We start from the raw sequence: 18,093 nt of genomic DNA on the forward strand, positions 1-18,093 counted from the left end.
CCCGTGGCCGCCAGCCACGCGGCGTCGTACCGTCGACGCATGCGTATCGCAATTGCTGGCGGCCACGGAAAGATCGCCCGCCACCTCACCCGGCAGCTCTCTTCCCGCGGCGATGCCGTGGTGGGGATCATCCGCAACCCCGATCACGAACAGGATCTGCGCGAGGACGGCGCCGAACCAGTAGTCCTCGATCTGGAACGCGCCAGCATCGAGGAGGTCGCGCAGGTTCTGAGAGGCGTCGACGCTGTCGTCTTCGCAGCCGGCGCCGGGCCAGGCAGCGGGGCCGAGCGCAAGGATACGGTCGACCGCGGCGCAGCCGTTCTCCTCGCCGACGCGGCGGAAGCGGCAGGAGTCCGCCGCTACCTCATGGTCTCCTCCATGGGCGCCGACGCCGGTGGTCAAGGCATCGAGGACAAGGTGTTCGCTGCCTACCAGGAGGCCAAGAAGGCGGCCGACGAGGATCTCATGGCTCGTGACCTCGAGTGGACGATCGTGCGACCGGGCGGATTGTCCGACGACCCCGGGACCGGCCTGGTCCACATCGCGCGCCACACCGGCCGCGGAAGCATTCCGCGCGAGGACGTGGCCAGCGTGCTGCGCACCGTCCTGGATGACCCGACCACTTCCGGTCTGGTCTTCGAAGTGATCTCCGGTCAGCAGCTCATCGCCACGTCCCTGCGCGCGCTGCGGGATTAGAGCTTCCGCTCCATGACGGTGGCAGGCAGCGGAACGCGGATCACCTGGGACGACCTGCCGGTCCGGGTGCGCCAGACGGTTCAGGACGTCCTGGGTGACGCCGTGGTCTCTGCCGTCTCGCAGCCCGGAGGTTTCTCCGTGGGCACCGCGGACCGCGTGCTGACCGACACCGGCCGACGTGCCTTCGTCAAAGCCGTGGCACCGCATCTGAACGAGCACACCCCGGCTATGCATCGCCGGGAGATCGAGATTGCCGGAGTGCTGCCGTCGCACCTGCCTGCTCCTCGTCTTCTCGGCTCCTATGACGACGGCACTTGGGTGGTGGCCATTCTCGAGGACGTCGACGGCCGGCATCCCCAGGTGCCCTGGTCCGACTTCGAACTCGACGCGGTCCTCAGCGCCGTGCGTGAGCTCGGCGCGGTTCGTGCGGCGGAGCTGGAGTCGGCCGGGGTCACACTCCGTTCGCTCGCCGATGACCTCGCCCACGAGTTCACCGGATGGAGCCGCGTGGCCGCTGATCCTCCACCGAAACTCGACCCGTGGGCCGCTGCGCGGCTTGATCTCTTGACCGGCCTGGCCGCCACGGGCCTTCAGGGGGCGCGCGGGGATGCGCTCGTCCATGGCGACCTCCGTGCGGACAACATCCTGCTCACCGAGCAGGGGCCGGTGCTGGTGGACTGGCCATGGACGGTGCGCGGTGGCCCGTGGATCGACACCCTGACTGTGCTGCTCGACGCCGTGGTCTCCTCACCGTCGCCGCAGTCGGCCCTGACCGACGCCGAAGCCCGCCTGGCCCGGTGGCTGCCCGACGCCGCGCCTGGCTGCGCGTCTGGTGAGGCCGTCACGGGTTTCCTCGCCGGACTGGCCGGGATGTGGGCCGACGCTGCTCGCCTGCCCGCTCCCCCGGGCATGGCCAAGCTCCGGGAGTTCCAGCGTCGCGAAGGAGCCGCGGCGCTGGCATGGCTGCGGCTCCGGCTGCGTTCCTGACACCCTGCCCTCCCCAGCCGCAGGGCCGGTAGTGTGCGGACGGTGCCAGAGTTTCGAGCCGTCGACGTGGAGACCGAGCTGGCGCGCGACGTGCTCGCCGAGTACTTCACCAGCCGGGAACTGGGTTTCACCGGCGGCCTCTATCAGGTGACCTGGCCGACGTCCGCCACCTTCACGCCACCTGACGGCGTCTTCCTGGTCGCCGAGCACGACGATGTGGTCGCGGGCTGTGGTGGCGTGCGGCGGGTGGAACCATCGAGCACCGGTGAGACCCGCTTCGAGGTCAAGCACCTCTGGGTGCGCGAGGAGGCCCGCGGTCGCGGCGTCGGTGCTGCACTGCTGCAGGAACTGGAGGTTCGCGCACGAGCGCTCGGGGCCCACGAGATGGTGCTGGACACCAACCGTTCACTGACCGCCGCAGCCCGCCTCTACGCGGCGGCCGGGTATCAGCCGACCGAGCCCTACAACGACAACCCGAACGCCACCGACTGGTTCGCCAAGCGGCTGCCGGGTGCGTGAGCCGGCTAGCTCTTCCGGTTGTAGACGAACATGCTCAGCGGCGCGAAGACCGCCACGAGCACACCGCAGTAGATGAGCACCACCAGCACGTCGCCGGCGTTGAAGGAGCCACCCATCAGAGCCCGGATCTCCGCGACCAGCACCGAGACCGGATTGAGCTCCACCGGGGTGCGGAGCCAGTCGGGCATGGTGGCCGGCGGCACGAAGATGTTCGAGGCGAAGGTCAGCGGCATCATGACGAACATCGAGATGCCCATGGCCGCCTGCTCGGTGCGCACCAGCAGGGAGACCAGCGTCCACAGCCAGGACAGTGAGAACGCGAAGATCAGCATCAACGCGAAGCCGGCCAGGACCCCGAAGACTCCGCCTTCGGGCCGGAAGCCGATAGCGAAGCCCACCACCAGGATGATCACGCCAGCCAGCACGTAGCGCACCTGGTCGCCCAACAGCGCACCGACCAGCTGGCCCGGTCGCCACGTGGGCAGGGACCGGAAGCGGTCGAAGATCCCCTTGGAGATGTCTTTGTTCAGCGTCAGACCGGTGTAGATCGTGACCATGACGAGGGTCTGGACGAAGATCCCGGGGATGAAGAACTGGACGAAGGCCCGCACGCCCTCGCTCCCGGTCGCGCCGGCGTCCCCGGAGACCATCGCACCCATGGCGCCACCGAAGATGTAGGTCATCATCGCGGTCATCATGAGCGGGAAGACGGTGACATCGAAGAGCTGCTCGGGCACATGCTTGATCTTCAGCAGAGCCCGCCAGGCGTAGGTCAGCGAGGAACTCAGCGCTCCTGCCGGCCGGGGGCGGTCCTCCGCGGCCACCAGGATCCCGCGGATCGCCTCCGGTGCGTGACTGGTCTCGGTCATCGCTGGTCTCCGTCCTCGCTCAGGGCCTGCGTGGCGGCCGAGACCGGCTCGGCCGCAGCCGAGGGGCGCTCGCCCTGGCCATCAGTGGTGTCCTGCTCGGGCTCCTTGTCCTCCGCCCGGTGCCCGGTCAGGGCCAAGAAGACCTCGTCCAGGCTGGGCTGACCCAGGGCGAAGTTCTCCACGCCGATCCCGGACTCCTCCAGGGCGGTCAGCGCACTCGCGGCGCGCATCTCGGGCCCGAGGCGGGCAGAGAGCGCTGTGGGGTCGGACTCGCGGACGATCTCGGCGTCCAGCACCCGGGCGAGCACTGCAGCCGCCTCTTCACGCCGCTCCGCCTCGATCACCCGCACAGTCAGCGCGCCGGTGCCGACCTGCGCCTTGAGCTGCCCCGGGGTGCCCTCGGCAATGACCTGGCCGTGGTCGATCACCGCGAGACGATCAGCGAGCTGATCGGCCTCCTCAAGGTACTGGGTGGTCAGCAGCACGGTGGTTCCGGCGTCTACGAGGGTTCGGATGATGTCCCAGACCTGGTTGCGGCTGCGCGGGTCGATCCCCGTGGTCGGTTCGTCCAGGAACATCAGTTCCGGGGTCACGATGAGCGAGCCGGCAATATCCAGGCGCCGACGCATACCGCCGGAGTACTTCTTGAGCTGGCGCGTGGCCGCATCGGCCAGGCCGAAAGCCTCCATGAGCTGCATGCCACGCTCACGGGCCGCCGTTTTCCCGTAGCCCTGGAGCCGGCCGATCAGCACCATGTTCTCGATGCCGGTGAGGTCTTCGTCCAGAGAGGCGAACTGGCCGGTCAGGGCGATCTTCTCCCGCACGGCCTGCGGCTCGGCCACGACGTCGTGACCCAGGACCTGCGCCTCGCCGGCGTCCGGCCGCAGCAGGGTGGCGAGCATGCGGATCACCGTGGTCTTTCCGGCGCCGTTGGGACCGAGGACGCCGTAGACGCCCCCTCGGGCGATGGTGAGGTCGACGCCGTCCACGGCGCGGGTCTCACCGAAGGTCTTGACCAGGCCGCGAGCCTGGATCGCGGGTGCGGGCACTGCGGAGGTCCTCTCAGAGTTCGAGCTTGCGGCGACACCCTACTGCGGGGCCGACTGGCAGAACCAGAGGTTTTCAGCAATGTGGCGGCGGCTGGCACGCCGGACAGGAGAAGGATCCCCGGTTCATGAACTGCTCCCGGCGGATCGCCGTCCCGCACCGGCGGCAGGGCTGACCTGCCCGCCCGTAGGCATCGAGTGATCGCTCGAAGTACCCGCCGGCGCCGTCGACGTCGACGTACATGGCATCGAAACTGGTGCCGCCGGCAGCCAGCGCCTCGGACATCACCGCCCGTGCGTGCTCCAGCAGCGCTGCGAGCTGCCCTGCGGGTACGAGGTCGGTGCGCTCGGTGCCATGGAGTTCCGCCCGCCAGAGCGCCTCGTCGGCGTAGATGTTGCCGATGCCTGAGACCAGCGCCTGGTCAAGGATGGCTCGTTTGATCTCGGTGCGCCGGGCACGCAGGCTCTGGATCACCGCAGGAACGTCGATGGCCGGGTCGAGCAGGTCCCGGGCGATGTGCGCAGCCGGCAGCGGCACCAGCGGCAGCTCACTGCCCTGCCCGCCGGGTGCGTGGTCATCGGTGGCCACCAAGGGGACCGATCGGACATAGCCGAAGGTGCGCTGGTCCACGAACCAGAGCTGACCGCCGTCGACGAATCGCAGGCGCACGCGCACATGCGCGGTGGTGCTGGTCACGGGCCGGGCGAGCTGCTCGGCCGCGGGCAGCGCGGTGGAGGCGTGTGGAGTTCCGGGTGACGCGGGGGGTTGGATGAGCAATTGGCCGGACATCCCCAAGTGGACCAGCAAGGCATGATCGGGGCTGACGGGAGCGTCCCGGTCTGCCTCCTCGAGCTCGAGCCAGAGGAACTTGCCTCGACGAACCGCCGCACGGAAGGCGCGGCCCTGGAGATCTGCGTGGAGTTCGGAGGCTCCCCCGGCCTGGTGGCGCACCGCGCGCGGGTGCAGCACGTCCGCAGCGGCCAGCGGGCGGTGGAGCACATGCCGGACCAGACCGGCCCGGACGGTCTCGACCTCGGGCAGTTCCGGCATCGATTCAGCTCGGGGCAGCGGTGGTGGTGCCGGCGCCACCCACCTGGGGGGCGCCCGGATCGGGAACGAGCAGCGCGTAGGAGTTCTGCGCGGCCTCCTGCTCGGCGACCTTCTTCGAACTGCCGGTGCCCGTACCGTAGGCTTCGCCGTCGAGGAGCACCACGGCGGTGAAGAAACGTGCGTGATCGGGCCCCTCGCCGGTGACCTCGTACACGGGGGCGCCCTTGCCCTGGGCCGCAGCAGCTTCCTGCAGGGACGTCTTCCAGTCGAGCCCCGCGCCCAGATCGGCGGCGCTCTCCATGAGCGGGGTGACCAGCCGCGTCACCATCGCGCGGGTGGGTTCGAGCCCGTGGCACAGATAGGTGGCGCCGATGAGTGCCTCCACGGTGTCGGAGAGGATCGAGGGCTTTCTCCGTCCCCCGGTGGCGAGCTCGCCGCGCCCCAGCAGGATGTACTCCCCCAGTCCGATGCTCGTGGCTACGGTCGACAGCGCCTTCTGCGAGACGATCGCGGCGCGCATCCGCGCGAGGTCACCCTCGGGGACATCCGCGTGCACCCGGTAGAGATGCTCGGTGACGATCAGCCCGAGGATCGAGTCACCGAGAAACTCCAGGCGCTCATTGGTGGGGATGCCTCCGGCCTCATGCGCGAAGGAGCGGTGCGTCAGAGCGAGCACCAACAACTCCGGGTCGATCGTGGTGCCCAACGCCTGCAGCAGGGTTTCCACATCGGTGCGCGCAGCCTGGTCGACCTGGCGGCGAGCGCTCACTCGGAGCTCTCCTCGCCCAGCAGCTGCTGCAGTTGCTTCCAGCGGGGGTCGATCTGTTCGTGCGCGTGCCCAGACTCGGCCTCCGCCATGCGGATTCCACACACCGGGCACAGACCGGGGCAGTCGTCCCGGCAGAGCGGCCGGAAGGGCAGGGCGGTGACAACGGCGTCGCGCAGCACCGGTTCGAGGTCGATGTGCTCCTCGGTGACCATGTACTGGTCCTCGGCTTCGTCATCGCCAGCCTCGCTGAGGGAACGCTTGGTCTCCTCGTAGAGGTAGAGCTCCGCGATGTCGACCTCGACGGGTAGCTGTAGTGGATCCAGGCACCGTGCGCACTCGCCGGTGGCCAGGCCACTCGCGCTGCCGGTCACGAACACGCCGTCCATGACAGCTTCGAACTGCAGGTGGAGTTCGACGTCGGTACCAGGCGGGATGGCGATCACCACCGTGCCAAGATCCGATGGTGCGGGCACAGTGAGCTGCTCGGTGCGCATGGCACCGGCGCGGCGGCCGAGGTCGTAGGTGGAAAGCACCAGCGGGGCGTTGAAGTCCATCACCGCTGATGGTACGCGTCAGATGGGCAGGTCGTCCCGGCGGCCGGCGCTGCGCGCGGAGCCGGAACTGTCCTGGTCCTGGCTGTGATCACGTTGCGCTCGTGCCGCCAGCGCCTCTCGCCCGGCGCGTACCTGTGTGGCGATCGCACCGAGATCGATCTCGAACTGGGCGAGTTTGCGGTCGCAGTAGTCATCGGCATCGGCCATGAGCTTCGTGGCACCCTCCTCAGCCTCGGCGATGATCTGAGCGGCTCGCTCCTCTGCCTGGGCCACCACGGCCTCCTGCGAGGCGAGCTGCTCGGCCTCAGCCCGCGCGGCCGCCAGCCGTTCCTCGGCCTCGGCCTGGGAGCGCGCTTGGAGAGCATCGGCATCGGCCACCACCGCGTCAGCGGTCTGGATGGCGCGGGGCACCACGTCCTTGGCGGCCTCGAGGAGGTCGAGGGCCCCGGCCCGGTTCACCAGGGCGGAGGCGGACATCGGCATGGACTTGGCCGTGGCGATCAGATCGGTGAGCTCATCGAGGATGGACAGCAGCGCGGCACCGTCCTCGGCGTAGCGATCGGCGGCGGAGGTCTCATCGGTCATGACGCATCTCCCAGTGCTCGGGCCACCACGGGCGGAACGAAAGCAGTGACGTCCCCGCCGTGGCGGGCGACATCCTTGACCAGCGAGGAGGCGATATGGCTCAGTGCCGGATCGCCGAGGACAAAGACTGTGTCGACCCCGGAGAGCTGACGGTTCATCAGGGCCATGGCCTGTTCGGCATACAGATCGGCGGGGCCGCGCAAGCCCTTGACGATCGCATCGGCGCCCTGCTCCCGGCAGAAGTCAGCGAGCAGGCCGGGCACGATCTTCACCTCGATGCCAGGGCTCTCTCCGTTCTCGGCGAGCGCCTGTCGGGCCAGGCCGGCACGGCGCTGCGCGTCGAAGAGCTGGCTCTTGGCAGAGTTCTGCGCCACCGCCACGATCACCCGGTCGAAGAGGGCGCTGGCTCGCCGGATGACGTCGAGATGCCCCAGGGTGAGGGGGTCGAAGGAGCCCGGGCAGACGGCGACGCTCATGGGCTCACCGTATCCGGCCCAGCGGTCAGATCCTCGGCGGCGCCCGGCTCAGCGAGCCAGATGGCGGTATCGCCGTAGGTGCGGTGGTCGAAACGGGACAGGCCTGAGCCGGTGGTGGGCCAGGCGGGCTCCGGGCTGCGCTTGGCCCGCTCGACCACGACGACGGCTTCGGGGGCCAGATGCGGCACCAAGAGTGTCAATGCCCGCTCCAGGTCGTTCTCACTGATGTCGTACGGCGGGTCGAGCAGCACCAGGTCGAAGGCGGCCTGCGCCAATCCGGACAGATAGCTTCCCACCGTGGTGGCGTGAACCTCGGCGTCCAGCCCGAGGGAGCCCGCGTTGCTGCGGATGAGAGTGGCCGCCGGCCGAGCCGCCTCTACCAGCACCACCCGCGCCGCCCCACGGCTGGCTGCCTCCAGGCCGAGCGCGCCGGAGCCCGCATACAGATCGAGCACCTCGGCGCCGTCAACAGCGCCGAGGTGCTCGAGCCGGGAGAACAGCGCCTCGCGGACCCTCTCGGAGGTCGGACGGGTGCCACTGCGGGGCACTTTGAGGCTACGGCTGCCAGCGGAGCCGGCCACGATCCTGGTCACCGGACCAGGGTACGGAGGATCTCGCCGATCTCCGCGATGCTGATACCTCAGGCGGCGCGGCTGGCGTCAGCGCCGACGCGCTGACGAACCGACCGGGCGGGGTTGTCGCCGTCCTGGACCTCAATGGTGAAACCTTCGGGCACGACGTCATCGGCGATGACCTCGACCCGCTCGCCGATCCGCGCCTGCGCACCGATGGTGGCGCGCTTTCCGATCACCGCGCGGGGCGAGACGATGGCAGAAGCTCCCACGTGGGCGCGATCCCCGATCCTGGCTCCCGGACCGATCTGGGCGTCGCGGTCGATCCACGCTCCGGCGCCGATGACGGCGCGGGCGTGCACTCGTGCACCGGGATCGATGTACGCGTTCGGACTGACGTACGCTTCGGGATCCACAGTGGCGGAGGCCTCGACAAGTCCGCCGCCATTGGGGTGGCGGTAGTAGCGCCGGGTCACCCCATTGTCGTCGTCGAACTCGATGTAGTTCTTCTTCCTGCGCATGTTGCCTCCTCTCGCCGGAGCGCCATCAAGACGCTGGCGAATGTCGCCTACAGGGCGTCGCCGCGATGGGCGCTCATTAGTACAACGTGCCAGTGTCGGAAAGATTCCAAGAGTTTCGCCACGCGCTCACGCGGCCTGCTGGACGCCCCACGGGCGCGGCGCGCGCGGCGCAGAATGGCAGGGTGAACGACTCCCCCACACCCCAGCTTGCCTCCTCGTCGATCGGCGTCCCGCTCTCCATCCTCGACCTCGCCACGGTGCGCGCCGAGGACGGCCCGGGCGCCATCGCCCAGACCTTCTCTGCCTCGGTGGAACTCGCCCGAGCCGCCCAGGAGTGGGGGTTCCACCGCTACTGGTTCGCCGAGCACCACAACATGTCAACCATTGCCTCCTCCGCCACGGCCGTACTGATCGGCCACGTGGCCGGGAAGACCAGCCGGATCCGGGTAGGCGCGGGCGGCATCATGCTTCCCAACCACTCACCGTTGGTGATCGCGGAGCAGTTCGGCACGCTGGAGACGCTGTACCCCGGACGCATCGATCTGGGTTTGGGCCGCGCACCGGGCGGGGATGGCGCCATGCTGCGCGCCCTGCGCCGCTCGCGCGAGGACGCCGACCGCTTCCCGGCCGACGTCGCCGAGCTGCAGGCGTTCCTCGGACCACAACAGGCCGACCAGGAGGTCACGGCCACTCCGGGTGCGGGCACGGAGGTGCCGCTGTACATCCTCGGTTCGTCGCTCTTCGGTGCCCAGCTCGCCGCAGCCATGGGTCTGCCCTACGCCTTCGCCTCGCACTTCGCGCCCGCGGCGCTGGTCGACGCCGTGGAGACCTATCGACGCGACTACCGGGCCTCGGCGCGGCACCCCGAGCCCTACGTGATCGCGGCGCTGAACGTGTTCGCGGCGGATACCGAGCAGGCGGCAGGTGAGCTGTATCGCGCCGCGCTGCGCGACATGATCGCCCGGTTGGCACGGCCCGGGGTGAGCCTGTCCGGCGCCGATGCCGAGGCGCTCCTGGAGACCCCGGGAGGCCGGCGGGTCCAGGAGATGCTGCGCTACGCCGCCATCGGCTCACCCGAGGGTGGGGAACGCGGCACTCTCCACGAGCAGGTGGATTCCTTCGCTCGGCTGGCGCGGGCCGATGAGGTCATCGTGGTGTCCAACACCCCGACCGCGGCGCAGCGCTTCCGCAGCTACGAACTGCTGGCGGCGGCTCTGGGGCTGGGAGCTTGATCTCGGCTCCTCCCTGACCACTCCGGCGCGATCGGGCCGTGATCGGGGAGAGTAAGTGGCCCTCAGCGCCACCTTCTCCACCCGATCGCGGCGGCGACGATCGCTCAGCGCCTGGCGGAGAGGACCACCACCAGCGTGGCGATGGCGGCGCCGATGCCCTGGGCGAGCAGCAGCCAGACGGAAACGCTGCCGGTGGCCACGGCGATTAAGGCCGGAACGGCACACATCAGCGCGAGGTCTGGGCCCCGAAGCAGAGCGAGGACCACGGTGGGATCGAAACTCCCCATCGGGGTGTGCACGAGCTGCCCCGCGATCGGCTGCTCGGGCCGGTACGCACCCCGCACAGCTCCCGCCGCCCACGCCGGGGCCGCCAACACTCCGAGCAGCAACCACCCCGGGGCAGCACTCAGGCCCTCGGGAGCGAGGCGCCAGGCGAGCGCCAAGTGCATGGGCACGCTCCAGAGGGTGACCGCGAGCGCTGGGGTGAGCAACCGGCTCAGCCGCACGGCGCGTCCACCGAGTGGCAGCAGGACATCCAGCATCGGGGCCGCCTCGGCCCGCCGCGCGCCCTCGGCTCCGGTCACGGCGGCGAGATAGGCGCCCGCCGCGAAGACGACGACCACCAGGGCGGGAAGGGGTGCGGCCACCGCCAGGGCCAGTAGCGGCAGGCACATCGCCACCAGCAGTTGCACCGGCCGGCGACGCTCACGAAGCACCAGCAGCAGATCCGCGGTGATCAGCGCCGCCGGGGCGGCCAGCCGGAGCGGAGCGCGGCGCACGAGCCCGAAGGTGCGCGAGCGTCGCTCCGGGCGCTCGGCGCGTGCGGTCAGGGCCTGGGAGAGTGCGCGGGTATCCACCGAGAGCGTTGCACCGAACGCTCCGTAGGCCGCGGCGCCGCCTTGACGCAGGCTGCGATCGGTGAGCTGGTCCAGACGCCGGTCGAGGCGGACAACGAGGGCGAGTGTCGTCAGGGACGCCACCACGGCAACAGACCCGAGTTCTTCCGGTCTGGGTATCGGAGCGGGCAGGCCCAGGAGGGCGAGGGCCAGCACCACCACGGGGCCGAGGCCGAGCACGAGGTCGGCGCCGTGACGCAGCCGTCGATGACGCGCCGGGTCGGTCTGGGTGAGCCCGACACCGAGGGTGACGGCGCTCAGAACCGCCCCTCCGGCCAGCGTGCCCGCGACGACGTGCCCTCGCGCGGGAGCAGCGCTCGCCAACGTAACGGCGGCGCCGATCACGCACCCCAGGCCGGCCCCGACCACGGGCCAGACGAAGGCGTTCGGTCGCAGAAGGCCTCGTCGGTCGACCGGCAAGGGCAACCACCACGCCGCGCGGGTGGGGCCGAGCGACACCGGGCCGAGGCGAGCCGCGAGGGCGATGGCCCCCGCAGACGCAGCCAGCGCTGCAAGCAGGACGAGCCAGATTGGGTCCAGTCCGCGAGCGTGCCCCGGGCTTTCCGGCAGCGTGGTGAGGTCAGCGCCGAACGCCTGGGCCCCGGCCAGGGTCATGGCGACGGCGATCGCGACGGTCAGGGCGGCGTTGTAGAGGTCGGCAAGGAAGTCCGCGGTCGCGAGGGGGGCCCTGGCGCGGCGGCGCCGCGCCGTCCAGCGACGAACCTGCCGCCCGCTCGGCGCGGAGCCGGCGCCATCGTTCACAGGCGCTCCACGGCATCGGCACCGGCATCCGGATCCAGCTCCACCACCTCGTCCTCGCCGATGAGCAGCACGCGGGTCGCGGCGGCCGCCACGACGGCCGGATCGTGGCTGGCCATGAGCACCGCGCCGTGACCGATCTCCGCGGCCAGGCGCGCACTGAGCTGCGCGCGCAATCCGGTGTCAAGGCGCTGCTCGGGCTCGTCGAGCACCAGCAGCCGGCGTGGCCGGGCGAAGGCGGCGGCGAGCAGGAGGCGCCGCCGTTGGCCCGAAGAGAGCGCCCGCGGACTGGCGTCAGCGCGCTGCGCGAGCCCGAACTCCGCGAGCAGCTCGTCCACGATCACGGCGTTCTGCCCGTGACCGAAGGCCACCAGTTCCAGGTGCTCGCGCACGGTCAGCGCCGGAAAGAAGGCGTCCTCACCCAACTCCAGAGCCAGGGCGGCGCGCACGTCCCTCCGGCGCGGGTCAGGCTCACCACCGAAGAGCCGGATCTCACCACTGAGAGGTTCGAGCTGACCCACCAGTGTGCGCAGCAGCGTCGACTTCCCGGCGCCGTTGGCTCCCACCACCGCCAGCACCTCACCCTGGCAGAGCTCCACGGTGAGCGGGGGGCAGACCGGGAGGCCGTAACCGATGCTGAGCTCGGTGGCCTCGAGCACTGGCAACGGGCTCGCTTCCGAGCCAGCCGGCGCGCCGCTCTTCATGGGACGAGCCTATGCGAAGCGTGGCACCGCCCCAGCGCCGGAGCTGGCGTCATGCCCGCCACACCTCGGTCTGCACGCTCACGCGCGCTGCAAATATTCAGCCGTCTCCTGACCGATCACGGACTCCACAGCCGAGGCCAGGCCGGGCTCGCCGGCGAGCGCCGGGTTACGGGCGATCAGCGCACGCGCCGCCACGCGGGCATCTTCGATGATCCGGCCGTCGGTGAGCACGCGGAGCAGGCGCAGGGACGAGGCCCGCCCCGACTGGCTCGCACCGAGCACGTCACCTTCGTGGCGCAGCTGGAGATCCTGCTCCGCGAGAGCGAAGCCGTCGGAGGTGGTAGCGAAGACCTGGACCCGCTGAAGCGCAGAGCTGCCCTCGAGGGCTGAGGTCATGGCCAGGCAGAGGCCCGGCTTGTCACCGCGCCCGATGCGCCCGCGCAACTGGTGGAGCTGGGAGAGCCCGAAACGTTCGGCATCGAGGATCACCATCATCGTGGCCTCGGGAACATCCACTCCCACCTCGATCACGGTGGTCGACACCAACACCGGAGTCACCCCCGAAGCAAAGCTGGCCATGGCGGCATCTTTCTCCTCCGCCGGCAGTCTCCCGTGCATGACTGCCACCTCCACCCCCTGCAGTGCCGGGGACGCGCGGAGCATCTCCACCACGTCCTCCACAGCGGCCATCGGCGGCCCGTCGCCGGGGCCCTGAGCTTCTCCTTCTCTCTCGGACAACTCCAGGGGCAAGGCGTCCTCTCCCGCATCGCTCGCGGCGCCGGCCCTCACTGAGGCACTGGACTCGCTGCTGGTGATGCGCGGGCAGACCACGTACACGCGGCCACCCCCATCGATCTCCTGGCGCATCCGCTCCCAGGCGCGCTGCACCCAGCGGATGTTGCTGCTGGGCACCACGGTGGTCGCGACGCCGGCGCGCCCGCTCGGCAGCTCACGCAGCGTGGAGACCTCCAGATCACCGAAGCTGGTCATCGCCACGGTGCGCGGGATCGGCGTCGCCGTCATCACCAAGGCGTGGGGCGTGACATTCGCCTTGGAACGCAGGGCATCGCGCTGCTCGACCCCGAAGCGGTGCTGCTCATCGACCACCACCAGGCCGAGGTGCGGGATCTGCACTCCCTCGGAGAGCAGCGCGTGGGTGCCCACCACGATCCCTGCCTCGCCCGAGGCCGCGGCGAGCAAGGACTTCTTGCGCTCGGCGGCCTTCATCGATCCGGTCAGCAGCACCACACGCGTGCCGTTCTCCGCGCCGCCGAGCATCCCACCCTCGGCCAAAGGGCCCAGCAGTGCCGTGATCGAGCGGTGGTGCTGCTGGGCGAGCACCTCGGTGGGGGCGAGCAGGGCGGCCTGGCCGCCGGCGTCGATCACCTGCAGCATGGCGCGCAGAGCCACCACGGTCTTGCCCGAGCCAACCTCCCCCTGCAGGAGCCGCAGCATGGGCAGACTATCGCCGATCTCTCGCTCGAGGGTCTCCCCCACCTCTCGTTGTCCGGCCGTCAGCTCGAAGGGCAGACGCGCATCGAAGGCATCGCGGATCCCACCCGGGCGCGCGGCGCGAGCCACAGCGGGCTCGGAGAGCAGCACCGCGCGGCGCTGAGCCAGCACGGTCTGGAGTACGAAGGCTTCTTCGTGGCGTAGCCGTTCCTCGGCGCGCTTGACCTGCCCCAGATCTTGCGGGCGGTGAATGCTCTCCAAGGCCTCGCGCCCGCCGATCAAACCGTGGTCGCGCCGGTACTCCTCCGGCAAGGCATCGGGCCAGTCCTCGGTTCCGATCTGATCCAGTACGACTCCGACCGCAGCCGCGATGTGCCAGGTCGCGATACCTTGCCCGGCCGGGTAGATGGGCATCGGGAGCTTGGACTTCTCAATGGCCTGCTCTTCGCTCTCGAAGTCCTTGAACATCAGGTAGTCCGGGTGCGTGAGCTGGCGTTTGCCCCGATAGAGCGAGACGGTGCCGGTGAACAGACCGGTCTCGGCCACGCCGAGCTTGCGCTGGTGGCCTTGCAACACCCCAGGATGCTTGGCGAAGAAGGTCAGGTCCAGGGCATCGAGACCATCGGAGATGGTGACCGAGAGAATGGCCCCGCGCCGCGCCCGCATGGTGCGCACCTCGGCACTGGCCACCCGCGCCATCACCGTCACGTGCTCCCCTACGCCCAGCTCGCGCAGGGTGGTCATCTTGCCGGGCTTGTCGTACCGGCGCGGGTAGTAGCGCAGAAGATCCTCGACCGTGGCCACCCCGAGCTTGCCCAGCTTCTTGGCGGTGGCCGCGCCCACCACCCGGGAGACCTCTTGACCCAGGAAGCCCGTGCCGAACTCGGCCATGCCGCTCCTCCACTGCCTGACCACCGGCCACCTCAGGCACAGCCGGATCTTCTGCCACCAGGCTAACCGCGCCCACGGACACTGGGACTACCGTGGGCTCGTGCCCCGGAAGATTCCCGCCGAACTCGGCCGCGCAGCGCTCCGCGAGTGCACGCTCGCCCTGGCCGCGTCGCAGACGCCGCCGCGACAACCTCTGGCCACAGCCGCGCGCTACCTTCTCCAGGTGCTGGCCGAACGGGCACCGGGTCAGAGCGTGGAGGTCCGAGTGCCGCCCTTCGGTGCAGTGCAGGTGATCGAGGGCCCGCGGCATACCCGCGGCACCCCGCCGAACGTGGTCGAGATGGATGCTCCCACCTGGCTGGCCTTGGCCACAGGGGACCTCAGCTGGGCCGAGGCCCTGACCCAGGGGTGGATCAGCCGTTCCGGCTCCCGCGCCGATCTGACGCACCTACTTCCCCTCCAGCCATGAAGTCCTCCAGCACGGTGGCGCGCTCGGGCCGGCCCATCAGGCGATAGGCCAGCTCCCACTCCTGGGGGCGGGCCATGGTCAAGCCCTGCCACCGAGCACCCGGATAGGCCGGAATCGGTACGACGCCCGCCGGCCCGGCCAGCTGGAAGCCGACGAGTACATCGATCTCATGGTCCCGTGCCGCGACCGTGAGGCACAGGGCGGTGCGGAACACACCAGAAGGGCCGCGCCGCTGAACGGGAAAACCTAGCTGGCCCACGACCTGCGCCACGAGTTCCGGGTCACCATCGGTGACCAGATCCCAGTCCCGCACACGATCGATGAGCCCCAGCGAGGCCAGAAGCGCCGAACCACCCACGACGCTACTCACCCCAGCCGAGGCAAGTCGCCGTTGTAGCTGGCGGACCTCCGGCAGCGGCGGGATGCGCACGGGGCGGCGGACGCCACGGACGCTGCCCAGCTGCACCGCGAGAGTGCCCGCGACCACCAGAATCACGCCCACGACCTGCGTGGGCGCGAGGCTCTCGTCCAGCAGCAGCCAAGCCAGGATGGCGACCTGCACCAGCATCGTGTTGTTGATGGCCGCCGAGGCGGTGGCGGTCAAGGTGCGCTGAGTGTGGTTCCACAGCAGAAAGGCTCCGGCAGTATTGACCACCGCGAGCCATGCCAGGATTGAGGCTGAGGAAACGGTGAGGTTCCCCAGCCCTTGGGTGGGCAGACCGATCGCGAGCAGCAGGGCCGCGCCCACAGCCATGGACACGGCAGTGACCGTCAGCGGCGACAGGCCGGAACCGGCGTTGACCGCCCGGCCCAGCACCGATGCCGCCGCGTTGGCGAGCAGCCCCAGAACCGCCACCATCAGCCCTGCGGTGCCGCCGCCGAGGCCTCCGCCACTGACGAAGTAGACGCAGGCCCCGGCGGTGGCCAGGGCCAGACCCAGAGTTGTGCGCCGGCCCACCGGTTCGGCCAGCGCGAGTGCCGCGCTCAGCGCCACCACCACCGGGGTGAAGGCCAGCACCAAGCTGACGGTTGCCGCCGGTAGCAGCGCGATCGCCACGAACTGCGCGCCCTGTGTCAGGGCGTACATGACCACGCCCAAGCCCACCAGCGCGAACCACTCGCGGCGGTCGAGGTGGCGCACCTCCTGTCGGACGCGCGACCGCCACAGCACCACTGCCAGCAGCACCACCGCGCCCAGCGCATAGCGCAGGCCTGCGAAGGTCAGCGGCGGGAGGTCGTCCAGTCCGAGGGAGATCAGTACCCACGACGTGGACCACAAGAAGGTGACGAAGAGCGCCTGGGCGCCGGCACGCAAGGGGAAAGATCGCACGTGAACTCCTGAAGGCAGGGCATGACGAAGTCATGCCGGCCTGTCCCCTCGAGGCTTCTGTCCGTTGAGGTGCGAGGGCGATCTCATCGCCCCTTCTGCGGCGCTCCAACCAGGCCTGCAGTCCATGATGTCCTGCAGCGGAACCGTAGCCGCCCTTGAGCCAGCGACACCGAGACTACCCGAGAAGCCACGCCTCCTGCCGGGCGGCCAGCGGGGTCACGTGCGCTGCTGGAGGAGTCGAGCCGTCGTGCTCCGCAGTCGCCACGCGGTCAGCACGGTGCGGCTGAACCAGCTCAAGGTCATGGCCAAGGCGATGCCGAGAAGCCCCAGTTCCAGCCAGACTCCGAGCAGCCAGGCGGCCGGCAGCGCGATCGCCACCTGGGCAAGGAGACCGATGTACATCATCGACTTCGTGTCTCCCACGGCCCGCACCACAGCCGCCATGGAGATCGAGGCCACGATCAGCGGGGCGATGAGCCAGAACACCAGCAGTGCACGGCCGATCGATTCGATCACGGCCGCATCGGTGGTGAAGAGCCGCAGATACCAGCCCGGAACGACCAGTGCGGGCAGCGCCAGCACCGCGACGCACCCGCCCATGACGATCGCGCCGGCGCGCGCATAGTCCAGACCGGCCCGGAGATCACCGGCACCGTGGCGCTGCCCGACCAGGATGGAGATACCCGAACCGCAGGTGAAGGCGACCGTGAACAGGATGGCCACGGTGCTCGCCATCACGCGGTAGCCGGCGAGCTCGACCGCACCCAGAAACGCCACCGCCGCGACGATCAGCACGTCCCCGCCATAGGCGCCGAGCCCGAAAACGACGTCGGGCCAGGCCACCTTGCCCAGCGGGCGCAACACGGGTTCCGTGCCGCTCTCCTGTGTGACCTCCAGGCCACGCCGATGCCGCAGGGCGAGGCCGAGGCATACGGCCAGACCGAGATAGTGAGCGATCGTGGTCCCCCACGCGGCGCCCTGCGCCCCCTGCTGCAGACCGAAGACCAGCGCGAGGGAGATGGCGATATTGGCCAGGTTCACCACTGCGGCGTTCGCAAGGGCGACCTTGGTGCGCCCTTGCGCTCCGAGCCACCCGCGAGCCGCTGCACTGAGCGCCGCGGCCGGGATGGCGAGCGTGAGGATCCGCAGCACCTCGATGGCCGCTTGCTCTGCACTGGCCGAGGCGGAGGCACCCGTGATCTGCAGCACCCAGGGGGCGGCGAGGTAGAGGCCGACCGCGAGCACCAGCCCGAGGCCCAGTGTCAGGGCCGCGCTGTGGGTGAGCAGCCGGACCAACCGACCGGTCTCCTCGCCGCCGTGCCACTGCGCACCCACGATCTGCACTGCCATCCCCCAGGGCACGAGCACGGCAGTGCAGAACACGAAGATGACCACGGCGCGCGCCATCACCGCGAGCTCGAGCGTGTCGTACTGCCCGAGGATGGCGGTATCTGCCACGGCGGTGAGCAGGGAGACAGCACTGCCGGCGACCAGTGGCCAGCTCAGTGAGCCCACAGCACGAATGCGCGAGGAAAGTGACGGGCGTGAGTCGGCGGGCGGAGTGTCTACGCCGAACGGCGCATCGCTCGCGGCTAGTGCGGTGGAAGCGGGCCGCTTGGCCGAGGTGTTCTCGGCCAAGCGGCCCGCGTGCGCCAGGGGGGCGCCCGAACCGGCGCGGGCGGGTGCAGAATCCCCATCCAGCCCACTCCCGCGCC

19 protein-coding genes are annotated in these 18,093 nt (G+C 70.0%); 5 read left to right on the forward strand and 14 right to left on the reverse strand.

The window, feature by feature from the left end; all coding sequences use genetic code 11:
• The first annotated feature begins 39 nt into the window (after positions 1–39).
• From EDD31_RS01225 to EDD31_RS01235, 3 genes are read left to right on the forward strand one after another with little or no spacing between them, the layout of a single operon-like run.
• Complete coding sequence (locus EDD31_RS01225; RefSeq protein WP_123304953.1) at positions 40–696, forward strand: SDR family oxidoreductase; 657 nt, start codon at positions 40–42, stop codon at positions 694–696.
• A 12-nt stretch (positions 697–708) separates the two neighbouring features.
• On the forward strand, positions 709–1,683 hold the full coding sequence (locus EDD31_RS01230) for an aminoglycoside phosphotransferase family protein (RefSeq protein WP_123302559.1): 975 nt from the start codon (positions 709–711) through the stop codon (positions 1,681–1,683).
• A 42-nt stretch (positions 1,684–1,725) separates the two neighbouring features.
• A complete protein-coding gene (locus tag EDD31_RS01235) occupies positions 1,726–2,202 on the forward strand; it encodes a GNAT family N-acetyltransferase (protein ID WP_123304955.1) in 477 nt (158 codons plus the stop codon).
• 5 nt (positions 2,203–2,207) lie between these two features.
• On the opposite strand, the gene EDD31_RS01240 is transcribed toward EDD31_RS01235, so the two are convergent.
• From EDD31_RS01240 to EDD31_RS01280, 9 genes are all read right to left on the reverse strand, one after another.
• Positions 2,208–3,071, reverse strand: a complete 864-nt coding sequence (locus tag EDD31_RS01240; protein ID WP_123302560.1) for an ABC transporter permease — start codon at positions 3,069–3,071, stop codon at positions 2,208–2,210.
• Complete coding sequence (locus tag EDD31_RS01245) at positions 3,068–4,120, reverse strand: ATP-binding cassette domain-containing protein (protein ID WP_123302561.1); 1,053 nt, start codon at positions 4,118–4,120, stop codon at positions 3,068–3,070. The genes EDD31_RS01240 and EDD31_RS01245 overlap by 4 nt, the downstream gene beginning before the upstream one ends.
• A 73-nt stretch (positions 4,121–4,193) precedes the next feature.
• On the reverse strand, positions 4,194–5,168 hold the full coding sequence (mutM, locus tag EDD31_RS01250) for a bifunctional DNA-formamidopyrimidine glycosylase/DNA-(apurinic or apyrimidinic site) lyase (protein ID WP_123302562.1): 975 nt from the start codon (positions 5,166–5,168) through the stop codon (positions 4,194–4,196).
• Positions 5,169–5,172: 4 nt separating this feature from the next.
• On the reverse strand, positions 5,173–5,937 hold the full coding sequence (gene rnc / locus EDD31_RS01255) for a ribonuclease III (protein WP_123302563.1): 765 nt from the start codon (positions 5,935–5,937) through the stop codon (positions 5,173–5,175).
• Positions 5,934–6,491 (reverse strand): YceD family protein, encoded by a 558-nt coding sequence (locus tag EDD31_RS01260; protein WP_123302564.1) that lies wholly within the window; start codon positions 6,489–6,491, stop codon positions 5,934–5,936. The genes rnc and EDD31_RS01260 overlap by 4 nt, the downstream gene beginning before the upstream one ends.
• Before the next feature lie 18 nt (positions 6,492–6,509).
• On the reverse strand, positions 6,510–7,076 hold the full coding sequence (locus EDD31_RS01265) for a hypothetical protein (RefSeq protein WP_123302565.1): 567 nt from the start codon (positions 7,074–7,076) through the stop codon (positions 6,510–6,512).
• The gene (gene coaD / locus EDD31_RS01270) at positions 7,073–7,552 is read right to left on the reverse strand and encodes a pantetheine-phosphate adenylyltransferase (RefSeq protein ID WP_123302566.1); all 480 of its coding nucleotides are present in this window, start codon (positions 7,550–7,552) and stop codon (positions 7,073–7,075) included. The genes EDD31_RS01265 and coaD overlap by 4 nt, the downstream gene beginning before the upstream one ends.
• Entirely contained in the window at positions 7,549–8,145 is a 597-nt protein-coding gene (gene rsmD, locus EDD31_RS01275) for a 16S rRNA (guanine(966)-N(2))-methyltransferase RsmD (protein ID WP_123302567.1), read from the reverse strand. Before rsmD ends, coaD begins: the two co-directional genes overlap by 4 nt.
• 47 nt (positions 8,146–8,192) lie before the next feature.
• Positions 8,193–8,645 carry a transferase gene (locus EDD31_RS01280; RefSeq protein ID WP_123302568.1) on the reverse strand — a complete coding sequence of 151 codons (453 nt, stop codon included), beginning with the start codon at positions 8,643–8,645 and terminating at the stop codon, positions 8,193–8,195.
• Between the two features lie 221 nt (positions 8,646–8,866).
• Between EDD31_RS01280 and EDD31_RS01285 the strand changes: the two genes are divergently transcribed.
• On the forward strand, positions 8,867–9,877 hold the full coding sequence (locus EDD31_RS01285; RefSeq protein ID WP_123304957.1) for an LLM class flavin-dependent oxidoreductase: 1,011 nt from the start codon (positions 8,867–8,869) through the stop codon (positions 9,875–9,877).
• Positions 9,878–9,981: 104 nt separating this feature from the next.
• Here EDD31_RS01285 and EDD31_RS01290 read toward each other — a convergent pair whose 3' ends face one another.
• The 3 genes from EDD31_RS01290 to EDD31_RS01300 all read right to left on the reverse strand — a co-directional run bounded on the left by EDD31_RS01290 (position 9,982) and on the right by EDD31_RS01300 (position 14,579).
• Positions 9,982–11,535 carry a DUF6297 family protein gene (locus EDD31_RS01290; RefSeq protein ID WP_123302569.1) on the reverse strand — a complete coding sequence of 518 codons (1,554 nt, stop codon included), beginning with the start codon at positions 11,533–11,535 and terminating at the stop codon, positions 9,982–9,984.
• Positions 11,532–12,236 carry an ABC transporter ATP-binding protein gene (locus EDD31_RS01295; protein ID WP_123302570.1) on the reverse strand — a complete coding sequence of 235 codons (705 nt, stop codon included), beginning with the start codon at positions 12,234–12,236 and terminating at the stop codon, positions 11,532–11,534. Before EDD31_RS01295 ends, EDD31_RS01290 begins: the two co-directional genes overlap by 4 nt.
• Before the next feature lie 78 nt (positions 12,237–12,314).
• Positions 12,315–14,579 (reverse strand): ATP-dependent DNA helicase RecG, encoded by a 2,265-nt coding sequence (locus EDD31_RS01300; RefSeq protein WP_123302571.1) that lies wholly within the window; start codon positions 14,577–14,579, stop codon positions 12,315–12,317.
• 100 nt (positions 14,580–14,679) lie between these two features.
• Here EDD31_RS01300 and EDD31_RS01305 point away from each other — a divergent pair, with 100 nt between their 5' ends.
• Positions 14,680–15,048 (forward strand): sterol carrier family protein, encoded by a 369-nt coding sequence (locus EDD31_RS01305; protein WP_123304959.1) that lies wholly within the window; start codon positions 14,680–14,682, stop codon positions 15,046–15,048.
• On the opposite strand, the gene EDD31_RS01310 is transcribed toward EDD31_RS01305, so the two are convergent.
• On the reverse strand, positions 14,993–16,378 hold the full coding sequence (locus tag EDD31_RS01310; protein WP_123302572.1) for a DMT family transporter: 1,386 nt from the start codon (positions 16,376–16,378) through the stop codon (positions 14,993–14,995). The genes EDD31_RS01305 and EDD31_RS01310 overlap by 56 nt on opposite strands.
• Before the next feature lie 216 nt (positions 16,379–16,594).
• Positions 16,595–17,893, reverse strand: a complete 1,299-nt coding sequence (locus tag EDD31_RS01315) for an MATE family efflux transporter (RefSeq protein WP_170163142.1) — start codon at positions 17,891–17,893, stop codon at positions 16,595–16,597.
• Positions 17,894–18,093 lie beyond the last annotated feature (200 nt).

The sequence above is a fragment of the Bogoriella caseilytica genome (assembly GCF_003752405.1).
Lineage (GTDB): Bacteria > Actinomycetota > Actinomycetes > Actinomycetales > Actinomycetaceae > Allobogoriella > Allobogoriella caseilytica.